At 66.0% G+C, this 15,504-nt stretch carries 15 protein-coding genes; 13 read left to right on the top strand and 2 right to left on the bottom strand.

Annotated elements, in window-relative coordinates; all coding sequences use genetic code 11:
- On the bottom strand, positions 1–291 hold the full coding sequence (locus tag VFH65_RS12610; protein ID WP_353321912.1) for a WhiB family transcriptional regulator: 291 nt from the start codon (positions 289–291) through the stop codon (positions 1–3).
- A 438-nt stretch (positions 292–729) separates the two neighbouring features.
- Here VFH65_RS12610 and VFH65_RS12605 point away from each other — a divergent pair, with 438 nt between their 5' ends.
- From VFH65_RS12605 to VFH65_RS12595, 3 genes are all read left to right on the top strand, one after another.
- Positions 730–1,518 carry a hypothetical protein gene (locus VFH65_RS12605; protein ID WP_353321910.1) on the top strand — a complete coding sequence of 263 codons (789 nt, stop codon included), beginning with the start codon at positions 730–732 and terminating at the stop codon, positions 1,516–1,518.
- 89 nt (positions 1,519–1,607) lie between these two features.
- Positions 1,608–2,186 (top strand): sigma-70 family RNA polymerase sigma factor, encoded by a 579-nt coding sequence (locus tag VFH65_RS12600; RefSeq protein ID WP_353321909.1) that lies wholly within the window; start codon positions 1,608–1,610, stop codon positions 2,184–2,186.
- Positions 2,179–3,324 (top strand): anti-sigma-D factor RsdA, encoded by a 1,146-nt coding sequence (locus tag VFH65_RS12595; RefSeq protein WP_353321907.1) that lies wholly within the window; start codon positions 2,179–2,181, stop codon positions 3,322–3,324. The genes VFH65_RS12600 and VFH65_RS12595 overlap by 8 nt, the downstream gene beginning before the upstream one ends.
- A 24-nt stretch (positions 3,325–3,348) precedes the next feature.
- On the opposite strand, the gene VFH65_RS12590 is transcribed toward VFH65_RS12595, so the two are convergent.
- Positions 3,349–3,756: a DUF5319 domain-containing protein gene (locus VFH65_RS12590; protein ID WP_353321905.1), complete on the bottom strand. Its 408-nt coding sequence runs from the start codon at positions 3,754–3,756 to the stop codon at positions 3,349–3,351.
- A gap of 168 nt (positions 3,757–3,924) precedes the next feature.
- Between VFH65_RS12590 and guaB the strand changes: the two genes are divergently transcribed.
- The 10 genes from guaB (at position 3,925) to guaA (ending at position 15,270) form a co-directional block, all read left to right on the top strand.
- Complete coding sequence (gene guaB, locus VFH65_RS12585) at positions 3,925–5,478, top strand: IMP dehydrogenase (protein WP_353321903.1); 1,554 nt, start codon at positions 3,925–3,927, stop codon at positions 5,476–5,478.
- 128 nt (positions 5,479–5,606) lie between these two features.
- Complete coding sequence (locus VFH65_RS12580; RefSeq protein WP_353321989.1) at positions 5,607–6,734, top strand: GuaB3 family IMP dehydrogenase-related protein; 1,128 nt, start codon at positions 5,607–5,609, stop codon at positions 6,732–6,734.
- A gap of 71 nt (positions 6,735–6,805) precedes the next feature.
- Positions 6,806–8,542, top strand: coding sequence for a GMC family oxidoreductase (locus VFH65_RS12575; protein ID WP_353321901.1), 1,737 nt, complete (start codon positions 6,806–6,808; stop codon positions 8,540–8,542).
- A 70-nt stretch (positions 8,543–8,612) separates the two neighbouring features.
- Positions 8,613–9,272: a phosphate signaling complex protein PhoU gene (phoU, locus tag VFH65_RS12570; protein WP_353321899.1), complete on the top strand. Its 660-nt coding sequence runs from the start codon at positions 8,613–8,615 to the stop codon at positions 9,270–9,272.
- Between the two features lie 51 nt (positions 9,273–9,323).
- On the top strand, positions 9,324–10,430 hold the full coding sequence (locus VFH65_RS12565) for a dihydrodipicolinate reductase (RefSeq protein ID WP_353321898.1): 1,107 nt from the start codon (positions 9,324–9,326) through the stop codon (positions 10,428–10,430).
- Position 10,431: 1 nt separating this feature from the next.
- Entirely contained in the window at positions 10,432–11,289 is an 858-nt protein-coding gene (locus VFH65_RS12560; protein WP_353321896.1) for an SDR family NAD(P)-dependent oxidoreductase, read from the top strand.
- 9 nt (positions 11,290–11,298) lie between these two features.
- Positions 11,299–12,366: a dihydrodipicolinate reductase gene (locus VFH65_RS12555; protein WP_353321894.1), complete on the top strand. Its 1,068-nt coding sequence runs from the start codon at positions 11,299–11,301 to the stop codon at positions 12,364–12,366.
- Between the two features lie 10 nt (positions 12,367–12,376).
- Positions 12,377–12,994 (top strand): TetR/AcrR family transcriptional regulator, encoded by a 618-nt coding sequence (locus VFH65_RS12550; protein WP_353321893.1) that lies wholly within the window; start codon positions 12,377–12,379, stop codon positions 12,992–12,994.
- Positions 12,991–13,701, top strand: a complete 711-nt coding sequence (locus VFH65_RS12545; protein ID WP_353321891.1) for a hypothetical protein — start codon at positions 12,991–12,993, stop codon at positions 13,699–13,701. The genes VFH65_RS12550 and VFH65_RS12545 overlap by 4 nt, the downstream gene beginning before the upstream one ends.
- A 9-nt stretch (positions 13,702–13,710) precedes the next feature.
- Complete coding sequence (guaA, locus tag VFH65_RS12540) at positions 13,711–15,270, top strand: glutamine-hydrolyzing GMP synthase (RefSeq protein ID WP_353321889.1); 1,560 nt, start codon at positions 13,711–13,713, stop codon at positions 15,268–15,270.
- Positions 15,271–15,504 lie beyond the last annotated feature (234 nt).

Raw genomic sequence — 15,504 nt, 5'->3', positions numbered from 1 at the left:
CTAAGAAGCGCGGCGGATGCCTCGCTTGAGCAACAGCTCACGTTCTGCCTCAGACAGACCGCCCCAGATGCCGTAGGGCTCACCGACTCCCAGCGCATGGGCGCGACATTGCGTGATCACGGGGCAACGGCGGCACATCTCCTTGGCGCGCATTTCGCGTTGCGCACGAGCCCGTCCGCGCTCGCCGTCGGGATGAAAGAACATAGCGGAATCGACGCCTCGGCAAAGCCCGGCCATCTGCCAATCCCAGATGTCAGCATTGGGTCCTGGTAGCTGTTGCGGCTGTGGCATTGGAAAACCCCTCTCTACACACCCTTTTCACGAACGTGTGAGTGCGTGAGTCGTGGAACCGATCCGAGCACAAGTCGCCGATGACTACTCGTGCACACAAAGTAGGGGTGCTCACGAAATTCCGTCAATAGCCCGATCATGTGCTCAAGGACATAACAGCAGGCCGAGAATTTACATCACGTTCATCGATGCGACGCGCGGGCAACGAGATCGGTGGTAACGAAACCCCCTCTGACCGATAACGACTCGTGTTTGTCCTGATCGCGCAAAGCTGTGTCGCGGCGGCTTTTCCTGGCGCTCAGTAGGCGGTTGACATCGAATTAACATGCCAACCACGAACTGTTAACCAATGTTGATTTGGCGGCGTGGCTAATACGTGCCCAGCGGTACCGGGTTTTTGCGCACCGCATTGTCAGCGATTGATAGCCTCGCGACTCGATGACCACCGAAAGAATATTGGCCAACGCCGCATTCGGCGATGACCCGGGATGCTGGCCACTGCCGCCGGCGACAACGCCGCACCAGTTGTGGCTGCGCGCGGTCGTCGCAGGCGGCCAGGGCCGCTACGCCAGTGCGCTGGCCGACCTGGCCGCCGTGTGCCGCCGACATCGCGGTGGTCCGCTGGTCTCGCTGGCCCACAGCAGCCGCGCGTCGTTCCTGCGTCAGCTCGGCTGGCACGTTCTTGCCCGCCGCTGGGATGGCCGGGCGTCGGCGCTGGCCGGTGGTGACCTGCAGGCGGGTGCCGACGCCTTGATCGGGCTGGCGGCAGACGCGCTCGGGGTGGGCCGCTTCGCGGCGTCGGCGGCTGCGCTTGACCGTGCCGCGGGTCTTCTGAACGAATTCGCGCCGCCGCGGCTGCCGGTCCGGCTCGCGTGGGTGTCCGCGGAATTGGCGATGGCACGTGGCGACGGTCCTGATGCCGTCGGCCACGCGCAACGCGCTGTCGACCTGGCCGCCGAGTCCGGCTCGACTCGCCACGCCCTCAAATCGGACGTCGTCCTCGCCGCGGCGTGGTGCAGCGCCGGGAAGCTCGATTCGGCGCGCCAGATTGCCGATCCGGCGCTGGAAACCGCGGGGCATTTGGGAATGGTCCCGCTGCGCTGGGCGTTGGCCTGCCTGCTGGCCGACATCGGCAGCGCGGCGTGGCCGACTGCACAGGTGGTCGCAATCCGTGACGACGCCGCCGATACAGTGCGTCGCCTGGGCGGCGTGTGGTCGGCTCGCTAACCGGGTTCACACCATCTTGAAAGTTATTGTTTAGCTGAGCCACCCAATCGGGATGTGTCCCGTCCGTAACGCTGGAGAGATTGCCCACGATGACAATTTCGGGAGAACGTCTCGATGCTGTCGTTGCTGAGGCCGTAGCGGGCAACAGGGACGCGCTCCGGGAGGTACTGGAGACCATCCGTCCGATCGTTGTTCGGTATTGCCGGGCACGGGTTGGGACGACCGAGCGAAGTGGTCTTTCAGCAGACGATGTTGCACAGGAGGTGTGCTTGGCCGCCATCACGGCGCTGCCGCGCTACAAGGATCAGGGACGACCGTTCCTGGCCTTCGTGTACGGCATCGCTGCGCACAAGGTTGCTGACGCTCACCGCGCAGCCGCCAGGAACAAGGCCGAACCGACAGACGTCGTTCCGGAGCGGTTCTCGCTGGATGCGGGCCCCGAGCAAATGGCACTCGACTCCGAATCGTCGGCTCAGATGAACAAGCTGCTGTCAGTGCTGCCCGACAAGCAGCGCGAGATCCTGATCCTGCGTGTGGTCGTCGGCATGAGCGCCGAAGAGACCGCCGAGGCGGTAGGCAGCACGGCCGGTGCGGTCCGGGTTGCGCAGCATCGCGCGTTGGCACGGCTGAAGTCCGAAATCATGGCGACGGGGCGTGACCATGCCTGACTTCGGACGCTGGACTTCCAATGGCGGGGACCCGTCGCTCAACGAGATCAACCGCACCGACCGGTTCCTCGATGCCCTTGCCTCGCAACAGGCCGTGTACTCGACCGACCCGGGCGAGGCCGAACTCGCCCACCTGCTCGCCGGATGGCGCGACGAGGTGCGCGACCCGCCGCTGCGCGCTGTCGTCACGCCGCGCGACGCGGTCGTCGCGCTGCACCGTGCGACGACCACCCGCAAGCGCAGGCGCACGTCGATGGCCGTGGTCGGATCACTTGCGGCCGCCGTGCTGTGCCTCGGCGGTTTCGGCGCGGTCATCGCCGGCGCCGGACCCGGCGACCCGCTTTACGGATTGCGCACCATGCTGTTCGGTGACCAGACGCAGGCGCCGCGCACTGACGCAGTCACGCTCGCCTCGCAGCAGCTCGCCGAAGTGCAGCAGCTGATCGACCAGGGCCAGTGGGATGCCGCCCAGGACAAGCTGGAGACGCTCACCACGACAGTGGCGACTGTGAATGACGTTGAGCAGCAACAGGAATTGGTCGAACAGTGGCAAGACCTCACGGTGAAGGTCGAGACCAAGGACGTCAACGCGACGGTGCCGCCGAATGCGCCGCCTCCGATATTCCCGTTCCCCGACGTGCCTGCGGTAGTGCTCGACACGACCACGTCCACCACGACGTCCTCGGAGACCACCTCCCCGTCGGAGACCACTTCGCCGTCCGAGACGACCACGCCGTCGACTCCGCTGCCGAGCCCGACGCCGTCGACTCCGCTGCCTAGCCCGACGCCGTCGACTCCGCTGCCGACGCCGACACCGTCGACTCCGCTGCCAACGCCGACGCCGTCGACCCCGCTGCCGAGCCCGACACCGTCGACGTACAGCCCGTTGCCGACGCCGCCTGCGTCGACGTACAGCCCGCTGCCGACGCCGGCACCGTCAACCCCGCTGCCGACGCCGACGGCCTACACGCCGATACCGACTCCGATCCCGCTGCCGACTCCGGTGCCTGCGCCGCCGGCGGCGGAGGAGGAAGAGGAACCCGCGACGACGGAGCCGCCGATTCTGGAGGCGCCTGCGCCCCAGACGGAGGTCACGACAACGGTTGTGGTTCCGGGCGGGCCGAAAGAGCCGCGCTAGGCAGGCAGCTGCGGGTTTGCGCCCTCAGCGATATCCGTCGGAGTCCGACGACGTCGCCTCATTCAGTGACGCGTCGGCGTAGCCCCGGCAGTAATCCCAGGTCACGTAGGCGTCGGGTTCCGGGTCATAGGCCGGCTCGTGCGGACGCACGGTGCCGTCGACCAGCAACTGCAACAGGTTGGCGCGCAGCATGTCCCAGTCGTGGTAGTGGTCCTGCTGGCATTCGTCGCAGCACACCACCAGGCCGCGAATTCCCTTGTGCGCCAACAACGCCTCATACACCGCAAGGTCGGCGAGATCGGCCTCGACCGCCGTCCGCTCCTGCGGATCCAGCGGCTGTCCCGGTTCGAGGGCGTCAAGTGCCGCGGACGGGTCGCACGGGTCGTCGGCGAACGGATCGGGCGGCAAACCCGGTGGCAGGTGATCACGCACGACTCCACATTACGCAGCGGCACAGGTATCGCGCCAGCCGTTCACCGGTACGCCGCGCGGGTATCGGCAGCACGGTGTGGAGCCGAAGTGGCGACGTCAATGCCGATAAGATGAGGTTTCAGGCCTGCGCCTGTGCTCGGCTGCGTTTCGTAACTGGAGGCCCCGCTCATGTCGATTGCTGAAAGCAGCATTCCCATCGCCGTTCCGGTGCCGACCGGGGGCGATGATCCGACCAAGGTCGCGATGCTCGGGCTCACCTTCGACGACGTGTTGTTGTTGCCCGCCGCATCCGATGTGGTGCCCGCCACAGCCGATACCTCCAGCCAGCTCACCCGCAAGGTCCGGCTGAAGGTGCCGTTGGTCAGCTCGGCGATGGATACCGTGACCGAGTCGCGGATGGCGATCGCGATGGCGCGCGCAGGCGGCATGGGCGTGCTGCACCGCAATCTTCCGGTGGCCGAGCAGGCCGGTCAGGTCGAGACGGTCAAGCGGTCCGAGGCCGGGATGGTCACCGACCCCGTCACCTGCTCGCCGGACAACACGCTGGCCGAGGTCGACGCGATGTGCGCGCGGTTCCGCATCTCCGGGCTTCCCGTCGTCGACGACACCGGCTCGCTGGTCGGCATCATCACCAACCGCGACATGCGTTTCGAGGTCGACCAGTCCAAGCCGGTCTCCGAGGTGATGACCAAGGCGCCGTTGATCACCGCGCAGGAAGGCGTGTCCGCTGAAGCGGCGCTAGGTCTGTTGCGCCGCCACAAGATTGAGAAGCTGCCGATCGTCGACGGCCACGGCAAGCTGACCGGGCTGATCACCGTCAAAGACTTCGTCAAGACCGAACAATTTCCCTTCGCCACCAAGGACAGCGATGGTCGGCTGCTTGTCGGAGCCGCGGTCGGTGTCGGCGACGACGCGTGGACCCGCGCGATCACTCTGGTCGAGGCGGGCGTCGACGTGCTGATCGTGGACACCGCGCACGCGCACAACCGGCTGGTCCTCGACATGGTTCACCGCCTCAAGACCGTGGTCGGTGACCGCGTCGAGGTGGTCGGCGGAAACGTCGCCACCCGGGCGGCGGCCGCGGCTCTGGTGGAGGCCGGCGCGGACGCCGTCAAGGTCGGGGTCGGCCCAGGATCCATCTGCACCACCCGGGTCGTTGCCGGGGTCGGTGCGCCGCAGATCACCGCGATTCTCGAGGCCGTCGCGGCGTGCGCACCTTCGGGTGTGCCGGTGATCGCCGACGGCGGGCTGCAGTACTCCGGTGACATCGCAAAGGCGCTGGCCGCAGGCGCGTCGACCACCATGCTGGGCTCGCTACTGGCCGGCACCGCGGAGTCGCCGGGTGAGCTGATCTTCGTCAACGGCAAGCAGTTCAAGAGCTATCGCGGCATGGGTTCACTCGGCGCGATGCAGGGCCGCGCCGGCGCCGCGTCGACGGGCCGGAGCTACTCCAAGGACCGCTACTTCCAAGACGATGCGCTCTCCGAGGACAAGCTGGTGCCAGAGGGCATCGAGGGCCGGGTGCCGTTCCGGGGTCCGCTGTCGACCGTGATCCATCAACTCACCGGCGGGCTGCGTGCGGCCATGGGCTACACGGGCTCGGCCACAATCGAGCAGTTGCAGCAGGCGCAGTTCGTGCAGATCACCGCGGCTGGCCTGAAGGAGAGCCATCCGCACGACATCGCGATGACTGTCGAAGCGCCGAACTACTACGCCCGTTAGAGGGTTCTGATCGATGAGCCACATTCACGAGTCGCCCCCGCGCGCCGAGATCGACGTTTGCAGGCGGCTTCTCGTACTTTCTCTGCAAAACGTCGATCTCGCGGAAGTCGGGGGTAGTCATGCGTGACATGGTCGAAATCGGCATGGGCCGCACCGCCCGCCGCACCTTTGAACTCGACGACATAACTATTGTGCCGTCGCGTCGCACCCGGTCGTCCCAAGACGTGTCGACGGCCTGGCAGATGGACGCATACCGGTTCGAGATCCCGGTGGTGGCGCATCCCACCGATGCGCTGGTGTCCCCGGAGTTCGCCATCGAACTGGGCCGCGTCGGCGGTCTTGGCGTGCTCAACGGCGAAGGTCTGATCGGCAGGCACGCCGACGTCGAGGCCAAGATCGCCCAGGTGGTCGAGGCCGCCGAGAAGGAACCAGAACCGTCGGCGGCGATCCGTCTGCTTCAGCAGCTGCATTCTGCACCGCTTGATCCCGACCTGTTGGGTGCCGCGGTGGCGCGGATTCGTGATGCCGGGGTGACGACGGCGGTGCGGGTCAGCCCGCAGAACGCGCAGTCGCTGACGCCGGCGCTGGTCGCCGCGGGTATCGATCTGCTGGTCATCCAGGGCACCATCATTTCCGCGGAGCGGGTCGCGCAGGACGGCGAGCCGCTGAACCTCAAGACCTTCATCTCAGAGCTGGATGTCCCTGTGGTCGCAGGCGGCGTGCTCGATCACCGGACCGCGCTGCACCTGATGCGGACCGGCGCGGCAGGTGTCATCGTCGGTTACGGCTCCACCACTGGCGTGACCACCAGCGACGAGGTGCTCGGCATCAGCGTGCCGATGGCCACCGCGATCGCCGACGCCGCCGCCGCGCGCCGCGAATACCTCGACGAGACCGGTGGCCGCTACGTGCACGTGTTGGCAGACGGCGATATCCATACGTCCGGCGACTTGGCCAAGGCGATCGCCTGCGGTGCCGACGCGGTGGTGCTGGGCACGCCGCTGGCGACGGCCGCCGAAGCGTTGGGCGACGGCTGGTTCTGGCCTGCCGCAGCGGCCCACCCGTCGCTGCCGCGTGGTGCATTGCTGCAGGTCGCGCTCGGTGAGCGGCCGTCGCTCAAGCAGGTGCTCACCGGGCCGTCAGACGACCCGTTCGGCTCGTTGAACCTGGTCGGCGGCCTGCGCCGGTCGATGGCCAAGGCCGGCTATTGCGATCTGAAGGAGTTCCAGAAGGTGGGTCTGACGGTAGGCGGCTGAGCCCCAGATCTGCTTTACAAATTAGGCCCCCCTGTCTAGAACTTGCCTCGTGATGAGGTCATACTGGGTCGATGAAGCCTGACTATGACGTCTTGATCATCGGTTCTGGTTTCGGGGGGAGCGTCACGGCGCTGCGATTGACCGAGAAGGGCTATCGCGTCGGGGTCCTCGAAGCCGGCCGGCGGTTCGCCGACGAGGATTTCGCGAAGACTTCGTGGAATCTGCGGAAGTTCCTGTGGGCGCCGAAACTCGGCATGTACGGCATCCAGCGGATCCACTTGCTCAACAACGTGATGATCCTGGCCGGTGCCGGCGTCGGCGGTGGGTCGCTGAACTATGCCAACACCCTGTACGTGCCGCCGGAGCCGTTCTTCGCCGACAAGCAGTGGTCCGACATCACCGACTGGCGCTCCGAGCTGATGCCCCACTACGACCAGGCGCAGCGGATGCTCGGCGTGGTCAAGAACCCGACGTTCACCGACGCCGACCGCATCGTCAAGGAGGTTGCGGACGAGATGGGCGTCGGCGACACGTGGGTGCCAACCCCGGTCGGCGTGTTCTTCGGGCCCGACGGCACCAAGGCGCCGGGTAAGACGGTGCCCGATCCATACTTCGGCGGTGTCGGCCCAGCGCGGACCGGCTGCGTGGAGGTCGGGGAGTGCATGACCGGCTGCCGTCACAACGCCAAGAACACGTTGGTCAAGAACTACCTGTACCTGGCGGAAAAGGCTGGCGCCGAAGTACATCCGATGACCACCGTCACCGGCTTCGAGCAGCGGGCCGACGGGCTGTGGGAGGTGCACACCGTGCGCACCGGCAGCTGGGTGCGCAGGAAGAAGCGGACATTCACCGCGCAACACGTTGTGTTGGCCGCGGGCACGTTCAACACACAGAAGCTGCTGTTCAAGATGCGTGACAAGGGCAAGCTGCCGAAGCTGTCGCAGCGGCTTGGCGTGCTGACTCGCACCAACTCGGAGTCGATCGTCGGCGCAGGACGTTTCGAAGTCTCGCCCGACCTCGACCTCACGCACGGGGTGGCGATCACGTCGTCGATCCATCCCACGTCCGACACCCACATCGAGCCGGTGCGATACGGCAAGGGCTCAAATGCCATGGGGCTGTTGCAGACACTGATGACCGATGGCTCCGGTCCACAGGGCACCGACGTTCCCAGGTGGCGGCAGTTCTTCCGCAACGCCGGTGAGGATCCGCGCGCCACCCTGCGCATGCTCAACGTCAGGCAGTGGAGCGAGCGCACGATGATCGCGTTGGTGATGCAGCATCTGGACAACTCGATCACGACCTTCACCGAGCGGAGCAAGCTCGGCTTCAGGCGTTACTCCAGCAAGCAAGGTCATGGCCAGCCGAACCCGACGTGGATCCCGGCGGGCAACGAGGTCACCCGCCGCATCGCGAAGAAGATCGACGGCGTCGCCGGTGGCACCTGGGGTGAGCTGTTCAACATTCCGCTGACCGCGCACTTCCTCGGCGGCGCGGCGATCGGGGACCGTCCCGAGACCGGTGTGATCGACCCGTATCAGCGGGTATACGGCTACCCGACGCTGTCGGTTATGGACGGAGCTTCCATCTCGGCGAATCTCGGTGTCAATCCGTCGCTTTCGATCACCGCTCAGGCCGAACGCGCCGCGTCGCTGTGGCCGAACAAGGGGGAGGTAGACCAGCGGCCACCGCAGGGCGAGGCTTACCGGCGGCTTGCGCCGATCCCGCCGCAACAGCCGGTCGTGCCCGCTGACGCGCCCGCTGCACTACGACGGTTGCCGATCGAGCCGGTCAGCTCAGCCGGTTAGGGCGCCGTCGAAACGGGTACCTAACGTCAGCTTCAGGGACTGATACGGATCCGGCGAGGAGGCTGGGACCATGCGAACCGCTTACTACGAGCAGTTATCCGGACTGTGCGCGCAGTTAGGTGAGATGTGCGGTCTGACCGCCACGGCGATGGAGAAAGCCACGCGCGCATTGCTCGAAGCCGACCTGTCCTTGGCCGAAGAGGTCATCGCCGACCACGAGCATATTGCGGCGATGAACCGGCATTCCGAGGAAACCGCGCTCAAACTGCTCGCGCTGCAGCAGCCCGTCGCAAGCGACCTGCGAACGATCGTCGGATCGATTCACATCAGCGCCGATATCGAACGGATGGGTGCGCTCGCCGTGCACGTCGCCAGCATTTCCCGGCTGCGCCATCCCGAATGCGCGTTGCCCGATGAGGTCCGGTCCAGTTTCGCCGAAATGGGTTCCAGGGCAGTGCAGTTGGCCAGAACAGCGCAGGAAGTGCTGCTGTCGCGTGACCCCGACAAGGCTGGGCGCCTGCGTGACGAAGACGACGCGGTGGACGCCGAGCATCGGCATCTCTTCACGTTGCTCATCGACCGCAAGTGGCAGGACGGGGTCTGCTCCGCGGTCGACGTCGCTCTGCTCGGCCGGTATTACGAACGGTTCGCCGACCACGCCGTCGAGATCGGCAGGCGGGTGGTGTTCGAGGCCACCGGCGGCCTACCCGTGACCAAACAGCTGGTGTAGAGGTCGCAGAATCCGCCCCCGAGAAAACATTGAGTGCTTTATGGTCTAGCCGTGCAGACCTACAAGGTGGCGGTGTGGGCCACCGGCGGCGTCGGACGATTCGCCATCCGCACCATCGTTGACCGGCCGAACTTCGAACTGGTGGGCGCGTGGGTGCACTCGGCGCAAAAAGACGGCGAAGACATCGGGACACTGGCCGGCATCGCGCCGGTGGGCGTGCGGGCGACGCGGCTCGAGTCGGAGATCCTTGGCGGCGACGCCGACTGCGTGGTGTACGCGGCTCCGGCCGGCTCGCGACCCAAGGAAGCGTTGGACGACCTCTGCCGCATCCTGGCCGCAGGCAAGAACGTCGTCACCACCTCGCTGCCGGGCCTGGTGTATGAGCGCGGGTCGCTATCTGAGCGGTACCTGGACGCGATTCGCCAAGCAGCTCAAGCGGGTTCGTCGTCGATATTCTCCTCGGGGATCGAACCGGGCTTCGGCTGCGACCTGTTTCCGATCGCGCTCATGACGATGTCGCACAAGGTGTACTCCGTACGCGGCATCGAGATCACCGATTATTCGCGGTATCCCGTCGAGTTCGACATGCGTGAGCTGTTCGGGTTCGGCCAGCCGCTGGACTACCAGGGCGGGTTGAAGAGCCCAGGTGTGCTGAGGTGGGGCTGGGGAGCGGCGGTGACGATGGTGGCCGACGCGTTGGGTGTGCAGCTCGACGAGATCCGCGAGGAGTGTGAGTTCCTGCCAACACCACGGCAATTGGAGACAGCGTGCGGCATCATCGAGGCGGGGACCGTCGGCGCGACGTACGCGCGATGCATCGGCGTGGTCGACGGCACGGATGTGATCACGATCGAACACGTCGACCGGATGGCCGACGACCTCGCACCTGACTGGCCGAAAGGCCGCACCGGCGGCATCGACGGCGTCTGGCGCGTCATCATCGACGGCGAGCCCAGTTTCGACGCCGAGTTCGAAGTGGGCTTCCAGCCGGGCGAAGACTCGAGCGACCAAGGGCTCCTCGCCACCGGAATGCGTGCGGTGAACGCCATTCCGTGGGTGTGCGCGGCGCAGCCGGGCATCGTCGACGCGCTGCACCTGCCGCTGACCTCACCCGTCGGCGCATTGCATCCGCATCGCGACGGCGTTCCGGCGTTCTGACATGGGCGTCCTCGACGGCAAGGTTGCGATCGTCACCGGCACCAGCCGGGGCGTCGGCGTCGGCATCGCACATGAGCTACTGCGCGCGGGCGCAACCGTCATCGGCTGTTCCCGCTCGAAGCTCGACGCGTTGCCGGGCATCGAGCCGGAATGGGAGCAGCGCTCGGCCCAATTGGTATGCGACCAAGGCGATTACCGAGCGATCGACGCGCTGGTCTCGGAGGTCGCAGAGACCTACGGCCATATCGACATCCTGGTCAACAACGCCGGCGGAACCGTACCTGCTCCGCGCGTCGAAGACGTTCCCGCCCTTGTCTCCCAGATCCAGGGCGCGCCGCGCAGCGACGACGACTTCGAGCGTACGGCGCTTTTTCACTCCTTCGCCGTCCAGATGAATCTGATCAGCCCGCTGTGGTTCGCCATCCGGGTGTATCGGCAGATGCGCAATCAAGACGGCACCGGGTCGATCGTCAACATCTCCAGCGGCGCCGGGCATCCCGCGGGTTCCCCGACGTTGGTCTCCTACGGTGCCGCCAAATCTGGCCTGAACCACATGACCCGATCGCTGGCGGAGGAATGGGGACCACAGGTGCGCGTCAATTGCCTGGCGCTTGGCCCCACCATGACCGAGAATTTCCGCAGCTTCGTGCTACCCAAGGACGACCCGGACGGCGCACAGTACTTCCGCAACGTTCCCCTGCGGCGAGCAGGTGAACCTGCCGAGGTCGGCCGGGCGTGCGTGTTCTTGTGCAGTGGCACAGCCGATTTCATCAACGGAACGACCATCGAGATCGACGGCGGCATGCTGCCCGGCGTGCTGTACGAAGCCGGCTTGAAGACCATCACCGATCTGCTCTGAGGACACCGCATGCGACGCGTCATTCAGTACTCCACCGGCAACGTGGGACGTCACGCGTTGCGGACGCTCATCGAGCGACCCGACCTCGAGTTGGTCGGTGTGCACGCCAATGGCGCGGACAAGGTAGGCCGCGACGCCGCCGAGCTGTGTGGACTCAGTGAGGACACCGGAGTGCTGGCGACCGACGACATCGATGCGTTGGTCGCGCTTGGCGCCGATTGCGTCGTGTACACGTCGCAGGCCGAGATGCGCCCCGACGCCGCGCTCGACGAGATATCACGGTTCCTGGCGGCGGGTACCAACGTCGTTGGCACGTCGTTGGTCTGGCTGGTCGCACCGCAGCACGCCGACGAGTGGTTGCGTACGCCGCTGGAGCGAGCCTGCAAGACCGGCAACACCTCGCTCTACATCAACGGCATCGACCCGGGCTTCTCCGGAGACACCCTGGTGTACACCGCGCTGAGCCTTGCCGCTCGCGCCACCGCCGTTACCGTGCAGGAGATTTTCGACTACGGCAGCTACGACGACGCCGAATTCACCGGTGTCAGCATGGGATTCGGTGCGACGCCCGACCACACACCGATCATGTTTGCACCAGGCGTGTTGGCTTCGCTGTGGGGAGGGCAGGTGCGCAGCCTGGCCGACGGCCTCGGCGTCGAACTCGACGAGGTCCGCGAGCGCCATGAAACATGGGTGACGTCTGAGCGGATCGACTGCACGATGATGACGGTGTCTCCCGGTCGGGTTGCCGCCGTGCGGTTCGCGGTCGAAGGTCTGCGCGACGGCCAACCGCTGATCACGATGGAACACGTCAACCGGTTGACGGTCGCCGCCGCGCCGCAATGGCCGTATCCGCCGGACGGACGCCCCGGGGTGCACCGCGTGACGATCACGGGCGATCCCGGTGTCGAGATCAACGCGCACGTCGGCCTGGATGGAACCGACCACAACCAAGGCGGGGTGATCGCCACCGCCGCTCGGGCCGTCAACGCGATCGAGCCGGTGTGTCTTGCTCCCACCGGACTCCTCGCCGCACAGGATCTGCCAGCCGCACACATCCGCGGCGTCATGTGGTGATCTGGACGACATGGCACAAGTAGTTTCGCCACGACGACCCGCACACGGCAGCCAGCAGCGTGCCGATCGCACCCGCGCGCTGGTCATCGACGAGACCATCAACTGCATCCTGGAAGAAGGGTTCGCAGCGGCGAGCGCGAAGCACATCACCGAACGCGCCGGCGTGACCTGGGGTGTGGTGCAATACCACTTCGGGGACCGTGACGGGTTGCTGATGGCGGTGGTGGACAAGGGCTTCGGCGAGTTGCTCCGCGCGTTGGACGAACTACCTCCCAACACTGAAAATACTTATGAACGAACGGAAGCCATCCTCACGACGGCGTGGGAGGCGTTCTCAAGCCCCACATCGATGGCGGCGCTGGAGATCCTGATCGCGACCAGGGCCATGCGCGATACCGGCGCAAGCCAGCATCTCAGCGACCTGGGAAGTGCGTTCGCCAAACTGGGCAGGGACATCGGCGAGGGATTGGACGCCCGGCACGCCGCCGCCATCGGCAACATGATCTGGGCAACGCTGCGCGGGCTTGTGGTGGCGCAGTTGGTGATTCCAGAACCGCTGGACACCAGTCGTGAACGGCGCGCGCTCGTCGACATGATCACAGCGTATGTCGACGGCATGACGACGTGAACTTCCTGCAGCGCCGCCGTGCTCGGCTGTTGATCCGCAGGGGCCAGCCGTTCGCCGACGAGGAACTGGTGGCGGTCGCGAACTTCACGTGGGCCGGCAACAGCATGGGCGCGCAGCCGGGAGTGCGCGGACGCGCCGAATGGGCGGGCGGACTACCGGATTGGACGCTGATCGGCGCGGGAGCGACCCGGTTGTTCGTCATCGAAGCACACCACATGCGGCCCGACAAGGGCAAAACGCTCATCGGAACTTGGCCGCTGGCGCAAGTGCGGCTGACCGATCAGAGCTACCAGCGAAAAGCCGGCCCGATTCCGTTGGGTGCTTGGCGGGCAATCCGATTCGAGTTCGGTGACCGTGAACCGGCAGTGCTGCAACCGTTCGGCCGCGAGGTGGACGACCTGCTGGAGGCACACCGGGCTGCCCAGCAGCATGCGGGTGGAAAGGGTGGCACCGGAGTGCGGTGGGAGGGGTTGGCCGAAGTCGCGTTGATGACGACGTCGCGAGGGCCGTTCGAGGAGGACGTGTTCTTCGTGCTGCGTTACGACGACGGTCCCGACAGCGTGGTTCCGCTCGGTGAGGGATCCGAACTACTACCCCGCCTGCAGGGATTGCCCGGTTTCGACAACGAGGCGTTTATTCGCGCGATGGGGATAAGCGAAGAGGGCGTCTCGGTGCTGTGGCGGCGGGGTCGTTCGCGGGCCAATTAGACTAACCGGGTGGAATCAGCATCTCCCCGCCCTGTGTTGGTGGTCGACTTCGGCGCGCAGTACGCGCAGCTGATCGCTCGACGGGTCCGCGAGGCGCGGGTGTATTCGGAGGTCATTCCTCATACCGCCAGCGTTGAGGAGATCAAGGCCAAAGATCCGCAGGCCGTCGTGCTGTCCGGCGGTCCGGCCAGTGTCTACGCCGACGGTGCCCCGCAGCTGGATCCCGCACTGTTCGACCTCGGGGTGCCGGTGTTCGGCATCTGTTACGGCTTTCAGGCGATGGCCCAGGCGCTTGGCGGCACCGTCGCCCACACCGGAACCAGTGAGTACGGCCGCACCGAGATGGAAGTAACTGGGGGACAACTTCATTCCGACCTACCCACCAAACAGCCGGTGTGGATGAGCCACGGAGACGCGGTCACCGCCGCCCCAGCGGGATTCGAAGTGGTGGCCACCAGTTCCGGCGCCCCGGTGGCGGGTTTCGAGGACCGCGGCAGGCGATTGGCAGGCGTGCAGTACCACCCCGAGGTGATGCACACCCCGCACGGTCAGCAGGTGCTGAGCAGATTCCTGCACGAGTTCGCCGGTATCGGTTCGACGTGGACACCTGCGAACATCGCTGATGCCCTGGTCGAACAGGTTCGCAACCAGATCGGTGACGGCCGGGCGATCTGCGGTTTGTCGGGCGGAGTGGACTCCGCGGTGGCCGCCGCGCTGGTGCAGCGGGCCATTGGCGACCGGTTGACGTGCGTGTTCGTCGACCATGGGCTATTGCGCTCCGGCGAGCGAGCCCAGGTGCAGCGCGATTTCGTGGCGGCCACCGGCGCCAACCTGGTTACCGTCGACGTCGCCGACCGATTCCTCGAGGCACTGTCCGGGGTGACCAACCCGGAGGGCAAACGCAAGATCATCGGGCGCGAGTTCATCAGGGCGTTCGAGGGTGCGGTACGAGATATCGTGGGGGACAGCGGATCTGAGGTCGAGTTCCTGGTGCAGGGCACGCTGTATCCCGACGTCGTCGAGTCCGGCGGCGGCACGGGCACCGCGAACATCAAGAGCCACCACAATGTCGGCGGCCTGCCCGGAGACCTGAAGTTCAAGCTCGTCGAGCCGCTGCGCCTGCTGTTCAAGGACGAGGTGCGCGCGGTGGGCCGTGAACTCGGCCTGCCCGAGGAAATCGTTGCGCGCCAACCGTTCCCGGGGCCTGGCCTCGGAATCCGGATCGTCGGGGAGGTCACCGCCAAGCGGCTGGACACGTTGCGCCACGCCGACGCGATCGCCCGCGAGGAGCTCACCTCGGCGGGGTTGGACAACCAGATCTGGCAATGCCCCGTCGTCCTGCTGGCCGATATCCGGTCGGTGGGAGTGCAGGGTGACGGCCGCACCTACGGTCATCCGATCGTGCTGCGGCCGGTGTCCAGTGAGGACGCCATGACCGCGGACTGGACGCGGATTCCCTACGAGGTGCTCGAACGCATCTCCACCCGCATCACCAATGAAGTCACCGAGGTGAACCGGGTCGTGCTGGACGTCACCAGCAAGCCGCCGGGCACCATCGAGTGGGAGTGACCGCGCTGGCGTACCAAACTGCACGCTCGCCGTCCGCGGGGACGTATGTGAAAGTGCCCGCGTAACGAGCGACAGATGTGTTTCGGCGCGTCGTCCTTGATGCGGATCAGTCCCCGCCCGGACCGTGTTTCAACTCCTAAGCCCGCTTGACGGCGTCGGTGGGTGGGTGTTTACTCGCTGTATCGAACATACATTCGAACAGCGGGTGATTCAGATGATGCGGGAGGTGCTGCT

The sequence above is a fragment of the Mycobacterium sp. genome (assembly GCF_035697385.1).
Lineage (GTDB): Bacteria > Actinomycetota > Actinomycetes > Mycobacteriales > Mycobacteriaceae > Mycobacterium.
This window is presented reverse-complemented; position numbering and strand designations above follow the sequence as displayed.

Bases quoted from the DNA above. Each gene is read 5' to 3' on its own strand.
- VFH65_RS12550 (WP_353321893.1), top strand. From the start codon at position 12,377: ATGGCACAAGTAGTTTCGCCACGACGACCCGCACACGGCAGCCAGCAG.
- VFH65_RS12605 (WP_353321910.1), top strand. From the start codon at position 730: ATGACCACCGAAAGAATATTGGCCAACGCCGCATTCGGCGATGACCCG.
- VFH65_RS12575 (WP_353321901.1), top strand. From the start codon at position 6,806: ATGAAGCCTGACTATGACGTCTTGATCATCGGTTCTGGTTTCGGGGGG.
- phoU (WP_353321899.1), top strand. From the start codon at position 8,613: ATGCGAACCGCTTACTACGAGCAGTTATCCGGACTGTGCGCGCAGTTA.
- VFH65_RS12560 (WP_353321896.1), top strand. From the start codon at position 10,432: ATGGGCGTCCTCGACGGCAAGGTTGCGATCGTCACCGGCACCAGCCGG.
- VFH65_RS12600 (WP_353321909.1), top strand. From the start codon at position 1,608: ATGACAATTTCGGGAGAACGTCTCGATGCTGTCGTTGCTGAGGCCGTA.
- VFH65_RS12595 (WP_353321907.1), top strand. From the start codon at position 2,179: ATGCCTGACTTCGGACGCTGGACTTCCAATGGCGGGGACCCGTCGCTC.
- VFH65_RS12580 (WP_353321989.1), top strand. From the start codon at position 5,607: ATGGTCGAAATCGGCATGGGCCGCACCGCCCGCCGCACCTTTGAACTC.
- guaB (WP_353321903.1), top strand. From the start codon at position 3,925: ATGTCGATTGCTGAAAGCAGCATTCCCATCGCCGTTCCGGTGCCGACC.
- VFH65_RS12610 (WP_353321912.1), bottom strand. From the start codon at position 291: ATGCCACAGCCGCAACAGCTACCAGGACCCAATGCTGACATCTGGGAT.
- VFH65_RS12555 (WP_353321894.1), top strand. From the start codon at position 11,299: ATGCGACGCGTCATTCAGTACTCCACCGGCAACGTGGGACGTCACGCG.